We start from the raw sequence: 23,903 nt of genomic DNA, 5'->3' as shown, positions 1-23,903 counted from the left end.
GGTTAGATAAAGTATTTGATCTGTACAGTCGAAGCGCACAATTGACGTTGGAAGAGCCAATAGTGCGTACTTAGCCATAAAGTGGGATGCGATAATTATACCTGCTAGTGACATCACGAGAAAAATATAACTTGGCAGGTTTGTATTATATAAGACCAACAAACCGCTGCTGAGTATTACTAAACTAATGGCTGACAGCAGCGGAGAGGGTGTGATCTGTAGGTTATTCAGGTTGAACACGATCCAATATAATCTTAACGATTTTGGCTAAGTCTGGATCTTCTGGTGTTCCTTTTTGCATAAACCATCCGAACATGTCTTGGTCTTCACATTCAAGTAGCTTTACATAGCGTGCTTGATCTTCGGGTGGTAAATCGCGAAAGGCTTCTTTAAGAAAAGGGACAAGTAGAACGTCTAGCTCAAGCATCCCTCGACGGCTATGCCAGAAAAGGCGGTTAAATTCGGAATCTGAAACCATACTGCAGCCCTGGATATTAGTAAACGTTTGAAAGCAAGGGGGCTATTATAGCGCTGATAGCTCTAAGGTAGAAGATACGCGTCAAAATTAACGCGTTTCATTTGCTGTTACGACCTAAGAGGTTACCAATCCCTTGCTGAAAAGTTGGTTGGTGTTAGGACGGTATCCTTGGCTATGGGGAATGGCTCGGGGTAGTCCAGTGTGTAATGAAGGCCGCGGCTTTCTTTGCGCTGAATCGCTGAGCAGATAATAAGGTCAGCGATGGTCATCAGGTTTCTCAGCTCCAATAGGTCATTGGTGACTTTATAATTACTATAAAAATCAAGTATTTCCTGGTGAAGAACATCGATGCGATGCTTCGCTCGTTGTAAGCGCTTATTGGTACGTACAATGCCGACATAATCCCACATGAATCGTCTTAGTTCATCCCAGTTATGGGATAATACAACGTCTTCATCAGAGTCTGTGACTTGTGATTCATCCCATAAAGGCGCTTCAGGTGGTTCAGGTATTTCGTCGAACTTATCCATAATGTCTTGAGCGGCAGAACGGCCATAAACCAAGCATTCTAAGAGTGAATTACTGGCCATACGATTGGCGCCGTGTAGTCCAGTAAAAGCGGCTTCACCCACAACGTATAGCTGGTTCACATCACTGCGACCATGTTTGTCTGTGATGACGCCGCCACAAGTATAGTGAGCCGCCGGTACAACAGGAATTGGTTGCTTCGTAATGTCGATGCCAAATTCAAGGCAGCGCTCGTATATCGTCGGAAAGTGTTTAATAACAAATTCTGCGGGTTTGTGGCTAATGTCGAGAAATAAATTATCGGCACCGAGCCGTTTCATCTCGTGATCGATGGCTCTAGCTACAATATCACGAGGCGCAAGCTCTTCGCGAGAGTCAAATCGATGCATAAACCGTTGCCCATCAGGTAATAATAGTCGACCACCTTCACCACGAACGGCCTCTGTTACCAAAAATGATTTGGCTTGAGGGTGATATAAGCAAGTGGGATGAAATTGATTGAATTCCATGTTGGCTACTTTACAACCGCTTCGCCAAGCCATCGCAATGCCATCTCCGCTCGCGCCATCAGGGTTGCTAGTGTAGAGGTACGCTTTGCTGGCACCACCTGTAGCAATGACAACGAAACGAGCGCTAAATAGCTCAACATGGCTGGTTTTGTCATTTAAAACGTAGGCGCCTACACAGCGATTACCCGGTAAGAAGAGCTTTTTGTGGGTAATAAGATCGATGGCAACCCGGTTTTCAAAAATGTCTATGTTTTCAGCTTCTAATACGCGATCACACAGTGATGATGAGACCGCAAAACCGGTCGCATCGGCGGCATGAATGATGCGGCGATGGCTGTGACCACCTTCTTTTGTTAGGTGGTAGCGGTTAGTGCTCGATGATTCATGTTCGATTGCATTATCGTTTGGGGCCTTGTCAGTGGCGTTATCTGTACTGCCTTCCTCGGTAAACCCAACACCTTGAGAAATTAGCCACTCAATACTTGCTTTGCCATTTTCAACGGTGAACTGAACGGCATCTTCATGACAAAGCCCTGCACCAGCAACCAAGGTATCTTGTATATGAGACTCGATGGTATCGCTATTATCGAGGACTGCCGCAATACCCCCTTGGGCGTATAAAGTGGAACCACTGGGTAAAGTACCTTTAGATATAACAGCTACTTTGACATGTTTTGCTAGGTTAAGTGCAACAGATAAGCCGGCGGCTCCGCTGCCAATAATAAGTACGTCATGCTTAAAAGAGGATTGCATAGTGGCTTCTTTACAAGAGAATTTAAGGTCGTGATACCTGATATTGAACTAAAAAACGGTCTCAGTGTCTATTTTTGTGACACATTCTTATTGGGCAAACGCGCTTTAAATGAGAAAAGTGGCTTGTACTTAAAGCGTCGCTATAACGCATTAACGTATTCAAGAGTCTGCGCCGCAACTGGAATATTATAATGAGCGTATTATCCGACTATACTTTAGCTACCGATACAAAACGTTTTATTGACCACTATTCGAACATTTGTTTGGGGCGTGTTTTAGGGGGGGCAATTGAAGGAAACCATACAAAAGGTTGCATTAGGGATATGGCGAGCCCTGTTATCGACCGCAAGGAGGGTTTTTTGAGTGATCAGGTAGCATTGCAACTGCATAATAAATCGACAGATTGGCAGTTGGTCGAGAGGGTTCAGCGTGGCGATAAAAAGGCGTTTGACCTTTTGGTGCTTAAATATCAGGGTAAGGTGGCCTCCCTCGTCTCTCGTTATGTGAGTGACCATCATGAAGTGTTAGATGTCACTCAAGAATCATTTATTAAAGCCTACCGTGCGCTAAAAAACTTTCGAGGCGAAAGTGCGTTTTATACCTGGTTGTATCGAATTTCAATCAATACGGCTAAAAACTACCTCGTTGCAAAAGGACGAAGACCGCCGAATGTCGATATTGATGTACAGGATGCAGAGCACTTCACGGGTGATAACAACCTTAAAGACACGCAAAGTCCTGAAAAAAATTTATATCGATCAGAATTAGAGCTTGCGCTTAATAAAGCGATTACCGAGTTGCCAGAAAACTTAAGGGTCGCGCTAACACTCAGGGAGTTTGACGGGTTAAGTTATGATGAAATTGCAGATGTGATGGATTGCCCAGTAGGGACTGTACGCTCTAGGATATTTAGAGCGCGAGATGCTGTCGACTCTAAGTTAGCGCCTTATTTAGATGGTTAAGAGCGCGCAGATACCGGGTGCTATAAAGAATGCGTAAATTGAATAATGTGCAGTTTGAATGAGGTTATATAATGGATGATCGAATAAAAGAATCCATATCCGCACTGTTAGATAATGAGGCAGATGGGCTCGAATTAAGTCGGGTGCTAAATCACTCTGAAGATCCTGCAATGCGAGCGCTATGGTCTCGTTATAGTAAGGTGAGTGATTTGCTCTCGTCAGGACAGCGAGCTTATGATGAGAGCACACATAAAGTGCGTGAAAATATACTCGAAGCGTCCGAAAAAGGCGGGCGACAGCCTTTTAGCTCAAATAACAGCTTTTTAGCCATTGATATTAGTGCGCAAATATCACGATCAATTGATCAAATAGACGGCTCTGAACGGGGCTCGGCCGAATCAGCTAAAGATAAGCCTTCGACCAACAAAAAAGGAATGGGGCTTGTCTCAATGATCGCGATTGCCGCTACCATTGTCATGGCGGTATCGTTGGTTTTTAAACCCTTTGATGATATTTCTGATATTCGTGATGAGGTGTTAGTGGCTTCAAATGTCGCCAACAATAGTGGTTCGGTGACTGTAATAGAGCGACCTTATTCGTCTGAGCATGCACGTATGCTGAACCAATATTTATTACGACATGCTGAAAATTCTGTTTCGGGTGGTCGTCCGGGTTTAATGCCTCTTGCTAGAGTCGCTAGTTTTACGATCGAAGAGAACTAATTGGGTAGGTGGGTGTGCCATTGAGTCAACTAAAGCATCAGTTATTATCGCGTAAGCGGGTTACACGAACCTGCTTGTGTATTTTATTGTTAGTTTCAGGTTTTGAGACTATTGCAGCTAATGTTGTTTCGTCTAAGGAAGAAAAAGCGTCAGCGTTGTCAGTGCAAAAGGGCAATGTTTGGTTGGAGCGTATGGCTGAAGCCATGCAGACTCAAAACTATCGAGGGGTATTTGTTTATAGTCGAGGGAATATATCGTCGTCGATGAAAGTGATACATCGCTATCAAGATGGAGAAGACAGAGAGAAGCTGGTTCAGTTAGATGGTGAGATGGGGGAGATTATTCGAACAGGCGATGAATTGGTGTGTGTGTTGCCCGGCAATAAAGTGGTTAGTTTGGAGCAGAGTATTCCTTCTGGACCATTTGCGGGTGCGTTTGCTCGTAGATTGATGCCCAGGCAGGATCAATACCTGATCACGGTTGAGGGAGGTGATCGTATTGCTGGACATCACGCCGTAAAAATAGCGATTATGGCCAAAGATTCTTATCGTTATAGTTATGTATTATGGTTGGAACGGCAGAGCGGATTGCTATTAAGGTCAAATTTGATCAACCTGAAGGGCGAGGTGTTAGAGCAGTTTCATTACACTTCCTTAGAGTTGAATGCGAATATAAGTGATGCAGAACTTGCTTCAAGCAATCTAGGAAACGAATATTCTCATGAGAGCTTGCCTTCTATTAGGTCTGGTAGTGACTGGACAGCGCATATGGGGTGGCGAGTAGGTTGGTTGCCTGATGGCTTTTTACCTGTTAATAAAGGGGTGATTGGGCGTGATAATGCTGGCTCAGGTAATGTGCAGGTATTTACCGATGGGTTGGCATCCTTTAGCGTATTTATTGAAAAGCCTAGCAGTAAAGGTATGCCAGAGGGGGCGACAGTGATTGGGGCTACTGTGGCGTATGTAGATCGACTACAATGGCAAGACTATGACTATAAGGTCACGATTGTGGGCGAACTGCCTATTGCGGCGGTTATTAAGATTGCAGAAAAAATAGTACCAGACATTCATTAATAGGTGAGTTTATTTAACGCATTTAAAATGAATAGGTTAGCTCAGAAGAGATAGGTTATGTTGGAAGAAACAGGTGTAGTGGTTGCCGTCGAGAAAGGTCAGGCATGGGTGCAGACTATTCGTAAGAGTGCTTGCTCGAGCTGTGAAGCCAAAAGTGGATGTGGTCAGGGGGTGCTTGCACGCATTTCTGATGGTAAGGCAAACCAAGTGTTGGTGAGTAATACGTTAAACCTCAAGGTCGGCGAAGACGTTTTAATAGGGATACCCGAAGACCTATTAGTTAAAGCGTCTGTAATGGTCTATTTACTGCCCTTGCTCATGATGATAGCGGCGGCGTCAATCGCCGAAAAGTGGCTGCTTATAGGTGATGCTTGGGTTGCCCTTGCAGGCGTTAGCGGGCTTGCGTTTGGTTTTGTATTGGTGAAATTATATTCTAACGTTCATAAAAATGATCAGCGGTTTTGCCCAAAAATGATAAAGGCCAAAGGCTTTCAGTCTATTCACTCTGTTGAAATTACGACTTAATTGAGTCTGAATTAATCATCTTGCGTTCCCACTCTGCCCTAGTGGTATTATGTTTAGTGATATTTTTCTTACTAATTTTTAATTTGAAATAACCAGATTTGTCGCCAATATATACCCTAACGTTGCGATTGATTTATTGGAGCAGAGGAGTTGCTATGACAAAAATATCACCACGCCCGTTCTGGGTATTCTTCTTATCTGTTATTGGATTGTTGTCTGCTGGGGTTCAGGCAGGAAGTCTTCCTGATTTTACCAAACTGGTTGAAGAGCATTCGCCGGCTGTGGTTAATATCAGTACGGTTAGTCACTCGAAGCGATCACCCTATAACAGAGGGTTGAGACCAGAAGAGTTAGAGCAGCTCCCCGAATTCTTTAGGCATTTTTTTGGTGCTCCTTATGGCCCAGGTTCAGGTCAGGAATCAAGAGAGACTCAGTCGATGGGGTCTGGGTTTATCGTATCTGAAGATGGTTTCGTTCTAACAAATAACCATGTAATTGATGGCGCAGACGAGATTATCGTTAGGCTGAGTGATCGACGAGAGTTACCTGCAAAGCTTATAGGCGCAGATGCGCGGTCAGATCTGGCTGTTTTGAAAATAGACGCTGAAGACCTGCCTGTTGTAAAAGTAGGGAAGTCTGAGAAGCTTAAAACAGGTGAGTGGGTGCTAGCTATCGGCTCTCCTTTTGGGTTTGATTACACCGTGACAGCGGGGATCGTTAGTGCAATAGGCCGTACATTACCAAATGAAAACTATGTGCCGTTTATTCAGACGGATGTGGCGATAAACCCTGGTAACTCAGGTGGGCCACTATTTAATTTAGATGGCGAAGTTGTCGGCATTAACTCCCAGATATACACGCGTTCAGGTGGTTTTATGGGGGTTTCGTTTGCAATCCCTATTGATGTTGCGATGGAAGTGGTCGATCAGCTTCAGAAAAAAGGCTATGTAGCTCGTGGTTGGTTGGGTGTGTTGATTCAGGAAGTTAGTAAAGACTTAGCTGAGTCGTTTGGCTTGAAGAAGCCGCATGGGGCACTGGTCGCCCAGGTCGTACCTGGTTCGCCTGCTGAAGCTGCAGGCTTGATGCAAGGTGATGTAATTATTAAGTATGACGGTGAGGTGATTAACCGATCTTCTGATTTGCCGCATCTAGTTGGCCGAGCAGTAGTGGGTAAAAAATCTAAACTGGATATTATCCGAGCAGGAAAGCGCCAAACAATCACCGTTGAGATTGGAGAACTACCGACTGAACAAGGCGCAGTCATACCTGCAAAGGGCTCTAAGGTAGAATCTAACCGCTTTAATATTGAAGTGGCCGAGCTTGATGAGAATGCGCGTAAGCGTCTACAGGTTTCAAACGGGTTGATGGTGACACAAGTCGGACAGGGTGCTGCACGAAATGCTGGGATTCGGGCTAATGATGTAATTAGCAGTATTAATAATCAAGAAATAAAATCGCTAACAGACTTTAATGCCGTTGTTAAATCATTACCGTCTAATCGGGCGATACCTGTGTTGATTATCCGTCAAGGGAACCCTTCTTTTGTGGTTATTAAATTGAAAGAGTAAAGCACTAAATTTCTAAGTTTAGATGAGGCAGAAGTCATTTTTCTGTCAACATTTAAAGGAGCGGTGTTGTCATAGTGGCTGTCTTGACTGTGACCCCGCTCCTTTTTTGTTTATACTCTTACAGTTACGTATAAATACTTATACCCATTCCGCCCCTTCAGAAGAGTAAAGCATGGATAAAAAGGAAGAGTCATTAGCATTTCTATTACGGTATCGAAACTCCAAACTCGCTTGGATGGTATTGTTGATAGCGCTTCTTATGACCGCCTCTTTATGGCAGCTGTCTATTTTACTGGTTAAAGACCGAACTAAAGCCCACTTTGAAAATCAGTCACAACAACTTAAAACAGCGATTGAAGAGCGTTTACTGAATTACGAACAGGTATTAGCTGGCAGTGCAGGGCTTTTTGCCGTCGCTGACTTAATTGGTCGGGACGATTGGCGAACCTATGTGACTAAACTGGACATAGAGCGGTATTACCCTGGTATTCAGGGTATAGGGTTTACAGAAAAAGTCACTGAAGGTGGCGTTGCCGATCATATTGAAAAAATTAGGTCTCAAGGGCTGCCAAATTACTTATTAAGCCCGACAGGTAGCCGTCACGAATATCACCCAGTTGTGTTCCTTGAGCCCGCCACTCAGCGTAACCGAAAAGCATTCGGTTATGATGCGTTTGGTGACCCTGCTCATCGAAAAGCAATGGAAATGGCTCGTGATAGTGGTCAGGCGGCAATGACAGGAAAGGTCGTGTTAGTGCAAGAGCAGGTCGATGAGACTCAGCCTGGGTTTGTTATGTACTTTCCTGTTTATGAGAGCGAAAAGACCTTAATCACTACCGATGATAGAAGAGCGACATTAAACGGTTTTGTATTTAGTGCCTTCCGTATGAATAACTTGATGGATGGTATTGTTGGGCTCATTGCACCGTTTTTAGATGTTCGTATCTACGACAGTGATGTCATCATAGATGAGCGTTTGATGTATGCTTCAAACCTCGGAAACCTTGATGATGTTTACTCATTTGAGAACTCTAGAACGATAGAGCATGGCGGTAAAACATGGCTGCTACTGACGCGTACAACGCCTGCGTTTGATTTCTTGGCTTCAGACCCTCGTCCTACTATTGTCTTGATCTCAGGCGTGATAGTGAGTTTTTTGGTCTTTATTGTGACGCTCATTTTGCTTCGCTCAAGGCTGATAGCGTTGGCTAATGCAGGGCGATATAGAGCTATTACTGAAGATACCACGAATATAACCGTCATAATTAATAATGATGGTGTGGTGAGTTACTCCAGTCCTTCTTGTGAGCGTATTTTAGGCTATAACCTTGCCGAGCTGAAAAAACAAAGCCCTGAGAGCATTGTTCACCCAGATGACTTTCCTATCACTCAGGCATCTTTTGAAGATGCATTGAAAAAACCAGGTCTGTCTGTGGCGGTTAATCATGCTCGAATTAAACATAAAGATGGGCGTTGGATGAATATGGAAGGTAGTTATACGGCGATGCAAGATGTACCTGGTGTGCGCGGTGTAGTGGTTAACTTCCGAGATTTAACAGCGTTGAAAGTGGCCCAAACTGAACTTCATCGGTTGGCGTTTTATGATCAGTTAACCGGGTTGGCAAATCGTCAGTTGTTTAAAGATCGCTTGAAGCATACGGTTATAACGTGCAAACGAAGAGGGCATCAAGCAGCACTTTTATTTTTGGATTTGGATGGGTTTAAACGTATAAACGACACACTTGGTCATGACGCCGGTGATATGTTGTTAAAGCAAGTGGCTGGGTGGTTAAAAAATTGCGTTAGAGATGAAGACTCGGTGGCTCGTTTAGGCGGAGATGAGTTTACCGTGTTACTGTCAGAAGTGGCTAACTCTGATGCGGTGGCTAAGGTCGCAGATAGTATTTTGAATGCATTAAGTCAAACGGTTCGATTACATGACCATGATATTGGCGTTACTGTCAGCATTGGTATTGCCATGATTCCAAGTGATAGTGATGATGCTACATCCTTAATGAAGTTTGCTGACTTGGCAATGTATCGAGCGAAAGAAGTCGGTCGAAATAATTATCAGTTTTTCCTTAATTCGATGAATATTCGTGCGGCACGTAGAATGCTAATGCAAGAGGAGTTAAGGAACGCCATTGAGTTGTCTCAGTTCGTGCTGCACTACCAGCCTACCGTTAAGTTGAGCGATCAGTCGGTTGTGGGGATGGAGGCATTGGTTCGTTGGAACCACCCCGATAGAGGAATTGTTGCCCCTGACCAGTTTATTCAATTGGCCGAAGATAGTGGCTTAATTCATAAATTAGGTGAATGGGTGTTTCGGCAAGCTTGCTTACAGTGTGTGGCTTTAGAGAAAGCGGGCTTTGAAAATTATATTATGTCCCTAAATCTATCGACTAAGCAGGTATCTGACCTTAACTTTATTGACCTATTTGCTCGAGTTGTCGAAGAAACAGGTGTCGACATTACTAAGCTTGAGCTTGAGCTGCCTGCCAATATGCTGATGCTCGAAACGCAAGCTATGATGGAATTTGTTCAGTCATTAAAACGTCTCGGCGTGATGGTTTCGTTGGATGATTTTGGTACCGGTTATTGTTCGCTAGGAAGCCTGAGCCAAGTACCTATCGACAGTGTAAAAATTGATCGGTTATTCGTTAAAGGTATCCCTTATGATCAGAAAAGCAGAGAAGTTACCAATGCGGTTATCGCGTTAGCGCATAAGCTGAACTTGAATGTTATTGCTGAAGGGGTCGAGACTCGCGAGCAGTTGAAGTTTCTGCAAGAGGCAAACTGTGAATTGGCCCAAGGGAATTTGTTCAGTCATGCGCTAGACGAAGAACAGTTGGCAGGATACTTGTCTAATCTCGAGCAAGGACAAAAAGAGCGGTTTATATATGGTACTAACCCTGATAATTAAGGGTTGTTTGGTTTAATGTTACACATTTAGCTATTTGTACACATAAAGAAATCTTACCTTCCTTTCGTTGAGCATCTAAATGAACTAAAATGTTTTGTTCTTTTGGCCTCACCTTTTGTTATGCGGCTATTTGCTGTGAGTTAAAAGGTGAGACCAAAAGATATTGTTTGTTCTAATAGGACAATAAAAATGGTTCTTCAGAGTAGTCGGTTCTGATTTTCAGAATGGTCGATCTTGCTTCATAAGGACACGATAACAGCCTTAATCAGTGATAACTCTATAGTGAAAAGTCTTAAAAATATCCGTAACTTCTCAATCATCGCTCATATCGATCATGGTAAATCCACTTTAGCGGATCGGTTTATTCAAACCTGCGGCGGCCTTACTGCAAGAGAAATGGACGTTCAAGTTCTTGATTCAATGGATATTGAACGTGAGCGAGGCATCACCATCAAAGCGCAGAGCGTAACGCTATATTACAAGGCAAAAGATGGCGAAACGTACCAGTTGAATTTTATCGATACGCCTGGGCACGTTGATTTCTCGTATGAAGTGTCTCGTTCATTGGCGGCTTGTGAGGGGGCTCTTTTAATTGTAGATGCTGCTCAAGGTGTTGAAGCTCAGTCGGTTGCAAATTGCTATACCGCTATAGAGCAAGGCCTCGAAGTGGTGCCTGTACTTAACAAAATGGACCTTCCGCAGGCTGAACCTGAGCGTGTAAAGAAAGAGATAGAAGACATTATTGGTATCGATGCGCAAGAGGCAGTGCCTTGTAGTGCTAAGAGTGGCATGGGCGTAGAAGATGTTCTTGAGGATTTGATTGCTCGAATTCCACCGCCCGAGGGGGATGTAGATGCCGATCTTCAAGCGCTGATTATTGATTCTTGGTTCGATAACTACTTAGGTATCGTGTCGCTTGTTCGCGTCATGCAGGGTACGCTTAGAAAAGGTAGTAAAATTATAATTAAGTCTACGGGTAAGGTTGAGCAGGTAGACTCAGTTGGTATCTTTACGCCCAAACGTACAGAAACGGGTGTGTTGCAGGCTGGCGAAGTAGGTTTTGTTGTTGCAGGCATTAAAGATATTCATGGGGCACCAGTGGGTGACACGATTACACTGTCCAAGACCCCTGATGTACCTTCATTGGCAGGTTTTAAGCGAGTACAACCTCAGGTTTTTGCCGCGTTATTTCCGGTGAGTACAGATGACTATGAAAACTTTCGCGATGCCCTACAGAAGTTAACGCTCAATGATGCGTCTTTGCAATACCAGCCAGAAACCTCAGATGCGCTTGGCTTTGGTTTCCGTTGCGGCTTTCTTGGTATGCTCCATATGGAGATCATTCAAGAGCGTCTGGAGCGAGAGTATGACCTTGATCTTCTTACTACCGCACCGACGGTAATTTTTGAAGTGGTCAACCGTGCTGGCGATGTTCTACATGTAGATAACCCTTCCAAACTCCCTGACTTTGGTTCGATCGAAGAGATGAGAGAGCCGATTGTTGAGGCCAATATACTGGTACCACAAGAACACCTCGGTAATGTTATTAGCCTGTGTGTTGAGAAACGGGGTATTCAAAAAGACATGCAGTTTGTGGGTGGGCAAGTATCACTTAAGTATGAATTGCCGATGAATGAAGTGGTTCTAGACTTCTTTGACCGTATCAAGTCAGCAAGCCGAGGCTACGCTTCTCTTGATTATAACTTTGTTCGCTTTGAGCCTGCTAACTTGGTTCGCTTAGATGTGCTTATCAATGGCGAAAAAGTAGATGCGTTAGCGATTATTGTGCATAAAGACAATGCGGCTTCAAAAGGGCGTTTGTTGACTGAAAAGATGAAAGAGCTAATACCGCGTCAGATGTTTGATGTTGCTATTCAGGCGACCATTGGCGGTCAGGTTGTTGCTCGAACAACGGTGAAGGCATTGCGTAAAAACGTAACCGCAAAATGTTACGGCGGCGATGTTAGTCGAAAGAAAAAGCTCCTTCAGAAGCAGAAAGAAGGTAAAAAGCGGATGAAACAAGTGGGTAACGTTGAGATACCGCAAGAGGCCTTCCTCGCTGTGCTGAAGATTGATAGCTAGCTTAGCAGGGTCGAACGTCTTATAGCGTCAATCATGTTATAAGACGGAAGGCACTGTTAAGCGAAACGAAATAATAGAGCGTTAATACTGCACAATAAAACTTGGTTATAAATTGGGTACTGATATGGATTTAGATTTTCCGTTAATACTGGTGGTATTAACCTTTGTTACGGGTGCTATTTGGGGGCTAGACCGCCTTATTTGGTATCCTAGACGTAAGGAAGCAGCAGATAAGGCTCCTATTGGTGAGCAGGGTAGTGTTGCGGCAGTTGCAAATCAAACTGACGCCGAGACAGATGAACCTTGGTTGGTTGAAATGTCGCGCTCGTTTTTCCCTGTTTTGGCGATTGTGCTGGTATTACGATCATTTTTAGTTGAACCCTTTCAGATTCCGTCGGGCTCGATGCTACCCACATTGTTAGTGGGGGACTTTATTTTAGTTAATAAGTTTAGTTACGGTGTTCGATTGCCTGTTGCCGGAACAAAAGTATTAGAAGTAGGCGACCCTCAACGAGGTGACGTGATGGTGTTTCGTTATCCGGTAGACCAAAAGACTAACTATATCAAACGAGTAGTCGGTGTACCGGGTGATATTATTAGCTATCGTAATAAAACCCTCTATATTAATAATAAGAAAATAGAAGAAACCCATGTTGCGAATTTACCGCCTATGCAGCTATTTGAAGAGCAATTAGGCGCTGTCTCGCATCAAATTTACAAGACATCTAGAACGCGCCCAGGTCAGGGCGAGGGTGAGTGGGAAATCCCCCAGGGGCATTACTTTATGATGGGGGATAACCGCGATAACAGCAACGATAGCCGTTATTGGGGGTTGGTACCTGACGAAATGGTGGTCGGCAAGGCCTTTGCAATTTGGATGCACTGGAAGTCACTCACTTCGCTACCCAGCTTTTCTAGAGTGGGCTCTATTGATTAAATGAGATGCTTCAAATCGTTGGGTATTGAATCACCTTAAGCACGAACAGTAATGAGAAGGGTAGGTTATGAAAAATCAACAAGGTGCATCGGCGCTATCGATAATGGTCATTTTATTTCTCGCGGCGTCTATTTTGACGATTGTGATGAAAGTGGCCCCCATGTTTTTCGATAATATGACAATTGCTAAAGTACTAGAAGATATTGGTGCTCAAACGAATATTGCTGAGTTGGGGGACGACGAAATTATCAGTGCTTTTAGCAAGCGATTAACCATTAATAACGTTCGAGATTTCGATACTAAAAAGATAGTGATTACGCGGGATGATGGTTTGTTATCGATTGACGTGAACTATGAAAAGAGAGAAAACATCTTCAAAAATATTGATGCGGTTGCCTCTTTTGAAAATCACTTTGAAACGAAAGTACAGTGAGTAGTTCTAATAAAGCCCTTGAGCGGCTAATCGGCTACAGCTTTAAAGACGAGTCATTATTAGTCCTTGCGTTAACGCACAGAAGCGTGGGCGCTAATAATAATGAGCGATTAGAGTTTTTGGGAGATTCGATTCTCAACTTTGTTATTGCAGAAGATCTTTATCGGCGTTTCCCAAAAGCGAGGGAAGGGCAGTTGAGTCGTCTTAGGGCTCAATTAGTTAAAGGAGTTACCTTAGCTGAAATTGCAAAAGAATTTAGCTTAGGTGATTATCTTTTACTGGGTTCCGGTGAATTGAAAAGTGGCGGTTTCCGCCGAGAATCCATTCTTGCAGATGCAGTCGAATCGATTATCGGTGCTATTTTTAATGATTCAGGGTTTGAAGCCGCTAAAGAGCGTGTGTTGTATTGGTACAGTAGTCGACTAGAAAGTCTTACGCTGCAAGATACCCAGAAAGACCCTAAGACACGATTGCAAGAGTTTCTTCAGTCCCGTCAGCAAGCGCTGCCTGATTATGAGGTGGTGACTGTTGAGGGGGAAGCACATGCCCAAACGTTTTATGTTGAGTGTCATATTGACATGCTGAAACAGAAATCGAAAGGCAGTGGTAGTAGTCGCAGAATTGCAGAGCAGAAAGCGGCTCGAGTAGCGTTAACCGCTCTGGGCCTTGAAGAGTAGTTGGTTTTTAGTTTTGTTATCTAGATTTAAATAAGCGGTACTGGAAAAATATGAGTGATAAAGAACAAGGTTCACAAGGTGAAGAAAACGAAATGCGTTGTGGATTTGTCGCTATCGTCGGTCGGCCTAATGTCGGCAAGTCGACACTGCTGAACCATATACTGGGGCAAAAACTCAGTATTACATCGCGTAAGCCTCAAACAACGCGTCATCAAATTTTGGGTATTAAAACCCTTGATGATGTTCAAGTGGTCTACGTTGATACGCCTGGGCTTCACTTAAAAGAAGTTAAGGCCATTAACCGGTTTATGAATAAGGCCGCCTCAGATGCATTAAAAGGGGTGGATTTGGTGGTTTTTGTTGTCGATCGCCAAAAATGGACCGATGATGATGAGTTGGTACTTGAAAAAGTAAAGCGAGCACGGTGTCCTGTCGTGCTAGCGGTTAATAAGACCGATCGAATTCAAGATAAAACCTCACTTTTACCTTACTTAAGTGAAGTGTCTACCAAGATGGAATTTGCGCACATTGTGCCTATTTCAGCTGAAAAAGGGCATAACGTAGATCGGCTTGAAGAAGTCGTAGCGAGTTTTGTTCCTGAAGGTGTACATCACTATCCTGAAGATCAGGTAACCGATAGAACGTCACGATTTTTGGCGGCAGAACTGGTTAGAGAAAAGGTTATGCGGCAGTTGGGTGACGAACTCCCATATTCTGTAACCGTCGAAATTGAAGAATTTAAGCAAGAGGCACGAATACTTAGAATTAGCGCTAAAATTCTGGTAGAACGAGAAGGCCAAAAGAAAATAGTGATTGGTGAAAAAGGCGGACAGCTAAAAATTATTGGACGTGATGCGCGACTCGACATGGAGCGCCTATTTGAAAGTAAAGTCATGCTTAACTTGTGGGTGAAAGTGAAAAGTGGCTGGGCTGATAGTGAGCGAGCGCTGAAAAGCCTAGGGTATACTGACCGCTAGTGAACGGCTTTAACAATGAGTTAGTGTATTATGGCGACACCTGTTTCAAGAGAGCCTGCTTATCTTTTGCATAGTCGCCAATATCGCGAAACAAGCTTATTGATTGATATCTTTAGCCTGAATTACGGTGTATTACGACTGGTTGTGAGGGGCGCTCATCGTCCTTCTAGCCCCTTAAAAGGGATGCTGCAACCCTTTCAGCCACTTCTAATGGCTTGGCAGGGGCGCTCAGATCTTAAAACCCTGACTAACTTGGAGTTAGGTAGCAAACTTCCCTCCCTTAGAGGTGATTATCTCTATAGTGGGCTCTATCTTAATGAAATACTCATAAAACTACTTCAAACAGGTCAGTCTGCTCCTAAACTATTTGCAGCGTATGCTGACGTGATGGGCAGTATGGCCAATAAAGATTCATTGGAGCCTGCACTTAGGGTCTTTGAATTTCGTATGTTAAAAGAACTTGGCGCCTTTCCGAGTTTTACACAAGAAGCCGGTGCAGAGCGGGATATCGATCTATATGCACATTATTATTGGTTGCCTGAAAAAGGTTTTATCAGAATCGACGATTTTGATAACCCTCCCTATAGTTATACTGAATTTAACTGTAATATCGGTGGAGTTGCTAGGCAATACACTATTAAAGGCTCTCAGCTTATTGAGTTATCCCAATCTGACCTAAGTCGAAAAGAGACGTTGTTGGTGGCTAAGCGCTTGTCACGGTTGATGATAGATCATCTTTTAGGTGGAAAGCCCCTAAAGAGTAGAGAGTTAATTGCAAAAACAAGGGAGTTAAAAAAATATGGCGCAAGTCGACCATAAATCGCGGGTATTGTTAGGTGTTAATGTTGATCATGTCGCGACACTTCGACAGGCTAGAGGAACGCGATACCCTGACCCTGTATTGGCTGCGTTACTGGCAGAAGAAGCTGGCGCAGATGGGATTACCATCCACCCTCGTGAAGACCGAAGGCATATTCAAGAGCGTGATGTTCTAATTTTAAAAGAAACACTTAACACGCGTATGAATCTTGAAATGGCCGTGACTGATAATATGCTGTTATTTGCTGAGCGTGTAAAGCCAGAGCATTGTTGCTTGGTACCTGAAAAGCGAGAAGAGTTAACCACCGAGGGGGGGCTTGATGTACTGTCGCAGGAGGCAAAAATTAAAGAAGCCTGTACGCGTTTAGCAGATATGAATAGTGAAGCATCACTCTTTATTGATGCAGACTTTGCTCAGATAGATGCTGCTGTTCGCTGTGGAGCGCCAGCTATTGAAATTCATACTGGGCACTATGCTGATGCGACCACCCCAGAGGCTGTTGCGTTAGAGTTTGAGAAGGTTAGAGCGGGTGTGGAGTACGCCCTTAGCCAAGGGTTAATCGTAAATGCTGGGCACGGGTTGCATTATCACAATACTGATGCGATTGCGGCGATTAAAGGCATCAACGAACTTAATATCGGGCATAGCATCATCGCTCATGCTGTTTTTGTGGGTTTAAAAGATGCGGTGGAAGAGATGAAAGCGATTATTGAACGGGCGTCTAGGTAGTATTAACACGATGCCTTATTAGGTGCTCTACTCAAGGGCAAGCACTTTGTTGAAAATGGCTTAATAATCTAACACATTGAATTCATTGTTTTGTATCTAGCGGGTGTAGAAAGGTTTTAGTCTGCGTCGGGTTTTAGCCCGACGCGGAGATACTCCCACAAAAAAGAGTGGTATGTACTTTTTTGTGGGAGTGTCGCTTTAGCGAGATGGCAGTCGGACTAGTCAGTCAGCTTCTTAGCTAATATCTCATTAAACAACTTAGGGTTTCCTTGCCCTTTAGACGCTTTCATCAATGGTCCCATAAATCCGCCCATTAATTTCTTCCGTTTTTTATCATCGGCTTCTTTATACTGGGCAATCTGGTCTGCCATGCCTTCCAGTACCTCATCAACAATTTTTTCAAGTGCACCAGTATCCGATACCTGCTTCAAGCCTTTAGCGTCAATCAGCTTGTCGACATTGTTATCTTCGCCTGACCAAAGGGCGTCAAATACCTTTTTTGCACCAGATGATGAAATGGTTCCATCTTTGATTCGATTAATCAGCGTGCCCAATTGCTCTGCTTTTAACTCGATGCTATAAATGCTCTTTTCTTCGCTATTCAAGCGAGCAGATAGCTCACCTGAAACCCAGTTAGCGGCCAATTTGGCATCGTTACAGGTGTTAACCGTGGCTTCAAAAAAGTTAGCGGTAGCTGTTTCAGCGCTCAAGATGGCTGCGTCGTACTCAGATAAGCCGTACTGGGATATAAAACGTGCTTGTCGCGCATCAGGCAGCTCTGGAAGCGTTGCTCGTATAGCGTCAATGTAGTCGTCATCAAATACAACAGGTAAAAGGTCGGGGCATGGGAAGTAGCGATAATCGTTTGCTTCTTCTTTGCTTCTCATTGAGCGAGAAATATCTTTGTCGCCATCATAAAGGCGAGTCTCTTGTTTAACTTCGCCGCCTTCTTCAATTAATTCGATCTGGCGCTCTACTTCTAGTTTTATTGCTTTTTCCATAAAACGGAAAGAGTTTAGGTTTTTCGTTTCGGTTCGAGTACCAAGTGTTTCTTCACCTTTTGGACGAACAGAAATGTTTACGTCAAAACGAAGGGAACCTTGAGACATTTCACCATCACAAATGCCGATTGATGACACAAGACTGTGTAGCTTGCGAGCAAACGCGACCGCTTCCTCTGCGTTTCTCATGTCGGGTTCGGTGACGATTTCAATTAAGGGGGTGCCAGCGCGATTTAAATCAATGCCTGACATGCCGTGAAAATCTTCGTGGAGTGACTTTCCTGCATCTTCTTCAAGGTGTGCGTGGTGGATCCTGATGGTTTTTTTGCTGCCATCTTTTAGCTGAATCTCTACCCGCCCTGCGCCGACGATCGGTTGATCAAGTTGTGTTGTTTGATAACCTTTGGGTAGGTCAGGGTAAAAGTAGTTTTTACGTTCAAAAACAGATCGCTTATTGATATCTGCATCAATCGCAAGGCCAAATTTAATAGCATTGCGAAACGCCTGTTCATTCGGTACGGGTAAGGTGCCAGGCATTGCCAAGTCTACGGCAGATGCTTGGGTATTAGGCTCTGCGCCAAATGTGGTGCTTGAACCCGAAAATATTTTTGATTGGGTGGAGAGTTGAGCGTGGATTTCTAATCCGATCACTGTTTCCCATTGCATACTATAAACCTCTTTGCTCATAATTCCTGCCTATTATTAATAGGCAGGTGAGTGGCTAATTGGGGCCTTTATGGCACTTATGTTTGAGTACCCGAAGGTGTTACTTATTCAAAACCTTTGGGTGTTTTAGTGTGCCAGTCTGTTGCTTGTTGAAATTGATGAGACACGTTAAGTAAGCGTGCTTCATCGAAATAATTACCAATTAACTGTAGGCCAACTGGAAGGTTATTAACCATGCCTGCCGGAATCGACATGCCAGGAAGCCCTGCTAGATTGGTTGAGATGGTGAAAATATCTTCAAGGTACATCTTAACGGGGTCATCACCTTTAGAGTCGAAACCAAAAGCGGGAGAGGGTGAGGTTGGCCCAACGATTAGGTCGACATCCTTAAATGCAGCGCTAAAGTCATTTTTGATAAGTCGTCGCACTTGCTGTGCTTTTCTATAATAGGCATCGTAGTAACCTGCCGAAAGCGCGTAGGCGCCGACCATGATTCGGCGTTTAACTTCGTCACCAAAACCCTCGGATCGACTTCTGCAATAGAGGTCTTCTAGGTCTTTTGGATCTTCGCAGCGATAACCATAACGTACGCCGTCAAATCGAGATAGGTTAGCGGAGCATTCAGCCGGCGCAATAACATAATATGCGGGTACTGAAAGCTCGGTATGCGGCAGGCTTATTTCTTTTATGTTTGCGCCTAGTTTTTCAAGTTCTTTGACAGCGTTTTCAACTTGTTGGCGCATATCTGAGCCAAGGTGACTCGAAAAGAATTCTTTTGGTAGGCCAATATTTAGCCCTTCAATGCTGTTATTTAGCGTTGCGGTATAATCGGGTACATCTCGCTCAATACAGGTTGAATCTTTAGCATCATAGCTTGCCATAACATTTAGCATCATGGCGGCATCTTCAGCGGTTCTCGCCATTGGGCCGCCCTGATCAAGGCTAGATGCAAATGCAATCATGCCGTATCTTGATACTCGACCGTAGGTTGGCTTAAGTCCGGTAACACCACATAAGGCAGCGGGTTGACGAATGGAACCGCCAGTATCTGTTGCGGTGGCGGCGGGTGTTAGTCTAGCGGCTACTGCGGCAGCTGAGCCTCCTGAGGAACCTCCAGGTACTAAATTGTCGCCCCATGGATTGACGACACGACCATAATAGCTGGACTCATTTGAAGAACCCATCGCAAACTCGTCCATATTGGTTTTACCCAAGCAGACCGCACCTTGCTGTTTAAAGTTCTGGGTGACGGTTGCATCATATGGAGGGATGAAATTATCAAGCATTTTAGAGCCGCAACTGGTCTTAATGCCTTGCGTACAAAAAATGTCTTTGTGCGCAAAAGGAATACCTGTCCAGGCAGTGGCCTCTCCCGCAGCAATTTTTGCGTCTGCGGCTTTTGCTTCAGCAAGTGCCTCATCATTACATACTGTAATGAAACTGTTTAGGGCAGAGTCTTGCTGCGCTATGCGAGTTAAGAAATGTTGGGTTAGCTCAACGCTAGAAAATGATCCGTTGGCTAGCCCTTTAGAAAGTTCGGCTACAGTTTTATTGTGCATGGCTAATTTTGATCTTTAGAGTTTGACGGTAATTTCGAATATTGATTCGTGTGCGCTTTTGTTTGAGCGTTTAATCACGGGTCAATAAGGCTCATTCAATGACCTTGGGTACCAGATAGAGGCCGTCTTCAGTAGCAGGTGCTATTTTCTGGAAGGCTTCTCGGTTGTTTGTTTCTGTTACCTGGTCTGCTCGAAGTCGCTGAATGGCGTCCATAGGATGTGCCATTGGCTCAATGTTGCTTGTGTCCACAGCTTGTAGCTGGTCTACCAAGCTTAATATGTTGGACAGATCACCAGTTATTTTTTCCAGTTGGTCATCGCTAACCTGCAGTTTTGCCAAACGGGCAATGTTTTCTGCGTCTTCGCGCTTAATCGACACGGGTGTTCTCCCTCTAACGTTATATAAATTACGCAAAAATTTGAAACAATCGGTTATACTAACAGGATTCCAATAGATATGGTGCCATTTTGAGAAGGAAAAGAGGGTAATCAGGGCAAAAATTTGGTTTTTTATTGCGAAATTGATGATTATGTAAGGCTTTTCGTAATTCTATCTTGCTCAAAATACCCTCCATTGTTAAAGTTGCGGCAGCATCCGCAACCTCTATTTTTAGTTTGGTTAAATAGTTTCCTGAAGCCAGTCTTTTTTGTTAAATGCGCTTGTTCATTGGCGCAATGTGTACAGTTGTTAAGTGCAATATATGAGCAAAAGTGACCTGATTCAGGCAGGATTAAAATACCCCAGGGCGAAATCAACGAATGTTTAAAAAAATCCGAGGTCTTTTCTCGAGCGACCTTTCAATCGATTTAGGTACTGCAAATACACTTATTTATGTTCGCGAAAGAGGTATTGTTCTAGACGAGCCTTCAGTCGTGGCTATTCGAAATCATGCATCTCAAAAAAGTGTTGCAGCTGTCGGCGCTGAAGCAAAACGAATGCTGGGTCGTACTCCTGGAAATATAACGGCAATTCGACCTTTGAAAGACGGTGTTATCGCAGACTTTGTAGTGACTGAAAAAATGTTACAGCACTTTATTAATAAAGTGCACGAGAACAGTTTTATTACCCCAAGCCCACGTGTGCTAATTTGTGTGCCGAGTCGATCTACACAGGTCGAGAAAAAGGCTATTCGAGAATCTGCATTAGGCGCAGGGGCAAGAGAGGTCTTTCTAATTGAAGAACCAATGGCTGCGGCCATTGGTGCCGGTCTTCCTGTTGAAGATGCTCATGGATCTATGGTCGTTGATATTGGTGGTGGAACGACTGAAATTGCTATCATTTCTCTAAACGGAATTGTCTATGCTGAATCTGTCAGAATAGGAGGCGACCGGTTTGATGAGGCGATTGTCGCCTATGTTCGACGCAACTATGGCAGTTTGATTGGCGATACCACTGCAGAGCGTATAAAACACGAGATTGGTTGCGCGTTTGAAGGTATGGACCTACTAGAAATTGATGTTCGAGGCCGTAACTTAGCTGAGGGTGTGCCACGAGGCTTTACGCTTAATAGCGAAGAAATACTCGAAGCGTTGCAAGAATCTTTGGCCGCCATTGTTCAGGCTGTTAAAAGTGCATTAGAGCAATCTCCACCAGAGCTAGCGTCTGATATTGCTGAACGAGGTATCGTGTTAACCGGCGGCGGAGCTTTATTGAGAGGCCTAGATCGATTATTAAGTGAAGAAACGGGTCTACCTGTCATTGTAGCTGACGATCCGTTAACTTGTGTTGCGCGCGGTGGCGGCAAGGCCTTAGAGTTAATTGATAAGGGCGATGCTGGGATGTTCCCGTTAGACTAACGCTTAAATTATTAAGTTAAAAGCCAGACATGAAAGGTCTGGCTTTTGCCGTTATATGGCTTTTGTTTTGGCGGTAAAATAAAAAACGGGGTATGCGTTTGTATGCCCTTAAACCTGATTTGAACTTAGTGAAGGAGTCTTCAATTAAGACAATCTTTGTTCAAGGCCCATTTTTAGGCTATCGCTTGTTGTTGGTGGCTATCCTTTCTTGCGCTCTAATATTCGTAGATAACCGTTTTGATTATTTAGATAAGGTGAGGCACGCCCTTGGCTCTGCGCTAACGCCTATGCAATGGCTAAGTAATCTTCCAAAAGGTGTTGTCGATTGGGTAGATGAGGTCACGACCTCTAGAGTACAGTTGCAAGAAGATGTCGACGCAATGAAAGCGCGAACATTAGTACTTGAACGCAAAGCGCAAAAATTTGCCTTTATTATGGCTGAAAATGGACGGCTGAGAGAGCTGCTAAATGCCTCTGGAGTGGTTGATGAAACGGTTAAGGTTGCCGAGCTTATTGGTGTCAGTCCAGACCCATTTAAGCACTATGTGATCATTAATAAAGGCCGACTCGATGGCGTTGTTGTGGGGCAGGCTGTACTGGACTCAAACGGATTGTTTGGTCAGGTAATAGAAGTAAGTGAGTTTGCGAGTCGAGTACTGCTCATTTCTGATAACAGCCATGCCGTGCCCGTACAGGTAAACAGAAGCGGTGTTAGGGCGATTGCCTTAGGGAATGGCAATTACGACTATTTAGAACTCGCAAATGTACCTGACACCGCTGACATACAAGAAGGAGACCTGTTGGTCAGTTCTGGGCTCGGTGGAAAGTTTCCGCCTGGTTACCCTGTTGCTGAAGTCAATTCTGTTCAGCATGACCCAGGCCAACCGTTTGCTAGGGTGACCGCTCAGCCTCGGGCGCAACTTAATCGTAGTCTATTGGTACTTGTTGTGACTAAACATTCTGTTGATGAACAAGACGGTGAAATAGAAGATAACAACGCGTTATCAGAAGAGTTAGGGGATGGTGAATAATGGTCGCTACTCGGTCTGGTTCATTCTTTATATTTATCAGTTTTAGTGTTGCGTTTCTATTTAGTATTTTAGCATTGCCTCATGCTGTTTCATATTTACGCCCTGAGTGGGTGGCGATGGTCGTTATTTACTGGGTGATTAAATCGCCTACTAGCGTAGGGGTTGTGGTGGCTTGGTCTTCAGGCTTGGTATTAGATATTCTTGAAGGCAATTTACTCGGTGTCAATGCACTTTCGTTGGCGGTTGTCGCTTATTTGGTGCTAACTATGCATCAAAGGATTAAGCTTTTTCCTTTGTTGCAGCAATCGTTTACGGTGTTTTTAGTGGTAGGTATTCACTTGATGATTGGCCACTTTATTAGAAACCTCGTAGGCAACCCTGTTTCAGGAATGGTTTATCTTCTTCCTGCGTTGACCAGTGCGATTACTTGGCCAATTCTTTACCTTTTTATTGATAAAGTGGCATTAAAACTACGGTAGTATGGAGCTGTAATGAAATTAATATTAGCGTCTGCATCTCCACGCCGTAGCGAGTTACTGGCTCAGATTGGTGTTCGCTTTAATGTGCAAGCTGTTGATATTGATGAAACCCCACTCCCACAAGAAGAAGCATCAAGTTATGTTCTTAGGATGGCAAGGGAAAAGGTGAGTGCTTGTGTTGCACTGCAGCAAGATGATTCTTCTTTTTCTGTATTGGGGGCTGATACAAGTGTGATTGTTGATGGTGAAATACTAGGCAAACCTGCTGATTTCACAGAAGCCAAAACAATGTTGCTTAAACTGTCTGGGCGGGTGCACCAAGTGATGACATCGGTCTGTTTAGTGACCTGTCATAGTGGCATCAATAGTGGAGAACCAGAAATAAATACTCAATTGGTGGTGACCGATGTTACGTTTAAATCATTAAGTGAAGATCAAATAAAGGCGTATTGGCAATCAGGAGAACCTCAAGATAAAGCAGGGTCATATGGTATTCAGGGGTTTGGCGCTGTTTTTGTTGAACGTATTAGCGGTAGTTACAGTGCTGTCGTAGGTCTTCCGTTAGCCGAAGTGGCTGAAATGCTAAGCTTGGCTGATGTCATGGTATGGGATAGACAGGGCTAGAAAGAATTGTGTTTGGCTTAGGGCGATGTTGGCAGGTTAGGTATTGGCTA

At 44.0% G+C, this 23,903-nt stretch carries 22 protein-coding genes; 17 read left to right on the top strand and 5 right to left on the bottom strand.

The features are described from left to right. Nucleotides 1–223: 223 nt before the first annotated feature. Together NKI27_RS14375 and nadB are read right to left on the bottom strand one after the other, a co-directional pair. Nucleotides 224–478: an FAD assembly factor SdhE gene (locus NKI27_RS14375; RefSeq protein WP_265046725.1), complete on the bottom strand. Its 255-nt coding sequence runs from the start codon at nucleotides 476–478 to the stop codon at nucleotides 224–226. Between the two features lie 122 nt (nucleotides 479–600). Then, a complete protein-coding gene (gene nadB / locus NKI27_RS14370) occupies nucleotides 601–2,268 on the bottom strand; it encodes an L-aspartate oxidase (RefSeq protein ID WP_265046724.1) in 1,668 nt (555 codons plus the stop codon). A 383-nt stretch (nucleotides 2,269–2,651) separates the two neighbouring features. Between nadB and rpoE the strand changes: the two genes are divergently transcribed. The 13 genes from rpoE to pdxJ all read left to right on the top strand — a co-directional run bounded on the left by rpoE (nucleotide 2,652) and on the right by pdxJ (nucleotide 16,696). Further along, a complete protein-coding gene (rpoE, locus tag NKI27_RS14365; RefSeq protein ID WP_265049528.1) occupies nucleotides 2,652–3,230 on the top strand; it encodes an RNA polymerase sigma factor RpoE in 579 nt (192 codons plus the stop codon). A 71-nt stretch (nucleotides 3,231–3,301) separates the two neighbouring features. Then, nucleotides 3,302–3,952, top strand: coding sequence for a sigma-E factor negative regulatory protein (locus NKI27_RS14360; RefSeq protein WP_265046723.1), 651 nt, complete (start codon nucleotides 3,302–3,304; stop codon nucleotides 3,950–3,952). Between the two features lie 20 nt (nucleotides 3,953–3,972). Then, nucleotides 3,973–5,025: a MucB/RseB C-terminal domain-containing protein gene (locus NKI27_RS14355; protein WP_265046722.1), complete on the top strand. Its 1,053-nt coding sequence runs from the start codon at nucleotides 3,973–3,975 to the stop codon at nucleotides 5,023–5,025. A 57-nt stretch (nucleotides 5,026–5,082) separates the two neighbouring features. Then, a complete protein-coding gene (locus tag NKI27_RS14350) occupies nucleotides 5,083–5,550 on the top strand; it encodes a SoxR reducing system RseC family protein (protein WP_265046721.1) in 468 nt (155 codons plus the stop codon). Nucleotides 5,551–5,705: 155 nt separating this feature from the next. Next, the gene (locus tag NKI27_RS14345; protein WP_265046720.1) at nucleotides 5,706–7,118 is read left to right on the top strand and encodes a DegQ family serine endoprotease; all 1,413 of its coding nucleotides are present in this window, start codon (nucleotides 5,706–5,708) and stop codon (nucleotides 7,116–7,118) included. A 172-nt stretch (nucleotides 7,119–7,290) separates the two neighbouring features. Next, nucleotides 7,291–10,041, top strand: coding sequence for a bifunctional diguanylate cyclase/phosphodiesterase (locus tag NKI27_RS14340; RefSeq protein WP_265046719.1), 2,751 nt, complete (start codon nucleotides 7,291–7,293; stop codon nucleotides 10,039–10,041). A 282-nt stretch (nucleotides 10,042–10,323) separates the two neighbouring features. After that, nucleotides 10,324–12,123, top strand: a complete 1,800-nt coding sequence (gene lepA, locus NKI27_RS14335; protein WP_265046718.1) for a translation elongation factor 4 — start codon at nucleotides 10,324–10,326, stop codon at nucleotides 12,121–12,123. Nucleotides 12,124–12,247: 124 nt separating this feature from the next. Continuing rightward, complete coding sequence (gene lepB / locus NKI27_RS14330; protein WP_265046717.1) at nucleotides 12,248–13,060, top strand: signal peptidase I; 813 nt, start codon at nucleotides 12,248–12,250, stop codon at nucleotides 13,058–13,060. 67 nt (nucleotides 13,061–13,127) lie between these two features. Then, the gene (locus NKI27_RS14325; protein ID WP_265046716.1) at nucleotides 13,128–13,493 is read left to right on the top strand and encodes a DUF4845 domain-containing protein; all 366 of its coding nucleotides are present in this window, start codon (nucleotides 13,128–13,130) and stop codon (nucleotides 13,491–13,493) included. Then, nucleotides 13,490–14,170 (top strand): ribonuclease III, encoded by a 681-nt coding sequence (gene rnc / locus NKI27_RS14320; protein WP_265046715.1) that lies wholly within the window; start codon nucleotides 13,490–13,492, stop codon nucleotides 14,168–14,170. Before NKI27_RS14325 ends, rnc begins: the two co-directional genes overlap by 4 nt. 50 nt (nucleotides 14,171–14,220) lie before the next feature. Then, nucleotides 14,221–15,147, top strand: coding sequence for a GTPase Era (gene era, locus NKI27_RS14315; protein WP_265046714.1), 927 nt, complete (start codon nucleotides 14,221–14,223; stop codon nucleotides 15,145–15,147). A gap of 30 nt (nucleotides 15,148–15,177) precedes the next feature. Continuing rightward, nucleotides 15,178–15,966 (top strand): DNA repair protein RecO, encoded by a 789-nt coding sequence (gene recO, locus NKI27_RS14310; RefSeq protein ID WP_265046713.1) that lies wholly within the window; start codon nucleotides 15,178–15,180, stop codon nucleotides 15,964–15,966. Then, nucleotides 15,947–16,696, top strand: a complete 750-nt coding sequence (gene pdxJ / locus NKI27_RS14305) for a pyridoxine 5'-phosphate synthase (RefSeq protein ID WP_265046712.1) — start codon at nucleotides 15,947–15,949, stop codon at nucleotides 16,694–16,696. The genes recO and pdxJ overlap by 20 nt, the downstream gene beginning before the upstream one ends. A 218-nt stretch (nucleotides 16,697–16,914) precedes the next feature. Here the strand turns inward: pdxJ and gatB are convergent, their stop codons facing one another. The 3 genes from gatB to gatC all read right to left on the bottom strand — a co-directional run bounded on the left by gatB (nucleotide 16,915) and on the right by gatC (nucleotide 20,301). After that, the gene (gene gatB / locus NKI27_RS14300) at nucleotides 16,915–18,384 is read right to left on the bottom strand and encodes an Asp-tRNA(Asn)/Glu-tRNA(Gln) amidotransferase subunit GatB (RefSeq protein ID WP_265046711.1); all 1,470 of its coding nucleotides are present in this window, start codon (nucleotides 18,382–18,384) and stop codon (nucleotides 16,915–16,917) included. Between the two features lie 83 nt (nucleotides 18,385–18,467). Further along, entirely contained in the window at nucleotides 18,468–19,922 is a 1,455-nt protein-coding gene (gene gatA, locus NKI27_RS14295) for an Asp-tRNA(Asn)/Glu-tRNA(Gln) amidotransferase subunit GatA (RefSeq protein ID WP_265046710.1), read from the bottom strand. A 91-nt stretch (nucleotides 19,923–20,013) separates the two neighbouring features. Next, entirely contained in the window at nucleotides 20,014–20,301 is a 288-nt protein-coding gene (gene gatC, locus NKI27_RS14290) for an Asp-tRNA(Asn)/Glu-tRNA(Gln) amidotransferase subunit GatC (RefSeq protein WP_265046709.1), read from the bottom strand. Between the two features lie 380 nt (nucleotides 20,302–20,681). Between gatC and NKI27_RS14285 the strand changes: the two genes are divergently transcribed. The 4 genes from NKI27_RS14285 (at nucleotide 20,682) to NKI27_RS14270 (ending at nucleotide 23,853) form a co-directional block, all read left to right on the top strand. Beyond that, on the top strand, nucleotides 20,682–21,719 hold the full coding sequence (locus NKI27_RS14285; RefSeq protein WP_265046708.1) for a rod shape-determining protein: 1,038 nt from the start codon (nucleotides 20,682–20,684) through the stop codon (nucleotides 21,717–21,719). 92 nt (nucleotides 21,720–21,811) lie between these two features. After that, on the top strand, nucleotides 21,812–22,750 hold the full coding sequence (gene mreC, locus NKI27_RS14280) for a rod shape-determining protein MreC (RefSeq protein WP_265046707.1): 939 nt from the start codon (nucleotides 21,812–21,814) through the stop codon (nucleotides 22,748–22,750). Continuing rightward, a complete protein-coding gene (mreD, locus tag NKI27_RS14275) occupies nucleotides 22,750–23,229 on the top strand; it encodes a rod shape-determining protein MreD (protein WP_265046706.1) in 480 nt (159 codons plus the stop codon). The genes mreC and mreD overlap by 1 nt, the downstream gene beginning before the upstream one ends. Nucleotides 23,230–23,241: 12 nt before the next feature. Then, nucleotides 23,242–23,853 (top strand): Maf family protein, encoded by a 612-nt coding sequence (locus NKI27_RS14270; protein WP_265046705.1) that lies wholly within the window; start codon nucleotides 23,242–23,244, stop codon nucleotides 23,851–23,853. Nucleotides 23,854–23,903: the final 50 nt, after the last annotated feature.

This window comes from Alkalimarinus alittae (genome assembly GCF_026016465.1).
In the GTDB taxonomy this organism is placed as follows: domain Bacteria; phylum Pseudomonadota; class Gammaproteobacteria; order Pseudomonadales; family Oleiphilaceae; genus Alkalimarinus; species Alkalimarinus alittae.
The sequence above is the reverse complement of the archived record's forward strand: the minus strand, read 5'-3'. Positions and strand labels throughout refer to the sequence as shown.

Bases quoted from the DNA above. Each gene is read 5' to 3' on its own strand.
- nadB (WP_265046724.1), bottom strand. From the start codon at position 2,268: ATGCAATCCTCTTTTAAGCATGACGTACTTATTATTGGCAGCGGAGCC.
- NKI27_RS14350 (WP_265046721.1), top strand. From the start codon at position 5,083: ATGTTGGAAGAAACAGGTGTAGTGGTTGCCGTCGAGAAAGGTCAGGCA.
- mreD (WP_265046706.1), top strand. From the start codon at position 22,750: ATGGTCGCTACTCGGTCTGGTTCATTCTTTATATTTATCAGTTTTAGT.
- mreC (WP_265046707.1), top strand. From the start codon at position 21,812: ATGCGTTTGTATGCCCTTAAACCTGATTTGAACTTAGTGAAGGAGTCT.
- NKI27_RS14285 (WP_265046708.1), top strand. From the start codon at position 20,682: ATGTTTAAAAAAATCCGAGGTCTTTTCTCGAGCGACCTTTCAATCGAT.
- gatA (WP_265046710.1), bottom strand. From the start codon at position 19,922: ATGCACAATAAAACTGTAGCCGAACTTTCTAAAGGGCTAGCCAACGGA.
- pdxJ (WP_265046712.1), top strand. From the start codon at position 15,947: ATGGCGCAAGTCGACCATAAATCGCGGGTATTGTTAGGTGTTAATGTT.
- gatB (WP_265046711.1), bottom strand. From the start codon at position 18,384: ATGAGCAAAGAGGTTTATAGTATGCAATGGGAAACAGTGATCGGATTA.
- NKI27_RS14270 (WP_265046705.1), top strand. From the start codon at position 23,242: ATGAAATTAATATTAGCGTCTGCATCTCCACGCCGTAGCGAGTTACTG.
- era (WP_265046714.1), top strand. From the start codon at position 14,221: ATGAGTGATAAAGAACAAGGTTCACAAGGTGAAGAAAACGAAATGCGT.
- NKI27_RS14345 (WP_265046720.1), top strand. From the start codon at position 5,706: ATGACAAAAATATCACCACGCCCGTTCTGGGTATTCTTCTTATCTGTT.
- lepB (WP_265046717.1), top strand. From the start codon at position 12,248: ATGGATTTAGATTTTCCGTTAATACTGGTGGTATTAACCTTTGTTACG.
- NKI27_RS14360 (WP_265046723.1), top strand. From the start codon at position 3,302: ATGGATGATCGAATAAAAGAATCCATATCCGCACTGTTAGATAATGAG.
- NKI27_RS14375 (WP_265046725.1), bottom strand. From the start codon at position 478: ATGGTTTCAGATTCCGAATTTAACCGCCTTTTCTGGCATAGCCGTCGA.
- NKI27_RS14325 (WP_265046716.1), top strand. From the start codon at position 13,128: ATGAAAAATCAACAAGGTGCATCGGCGCTATCGATAATGGTCATTTTA.
- NKI27_RS14340 (WP_265046719.1), top strand. From the start codon at position 7,291: ATGGATAAAAAGGAAGAGTCATTAGCATTTCTATTACGGTATCGAAAC.
- recO (WP_265046713.1), top strand. From the start codon at position 15,178: ATGGCGACACCTGTTTCAAGAGAGCCTGCTTATCTTTTGCATAGTCGC.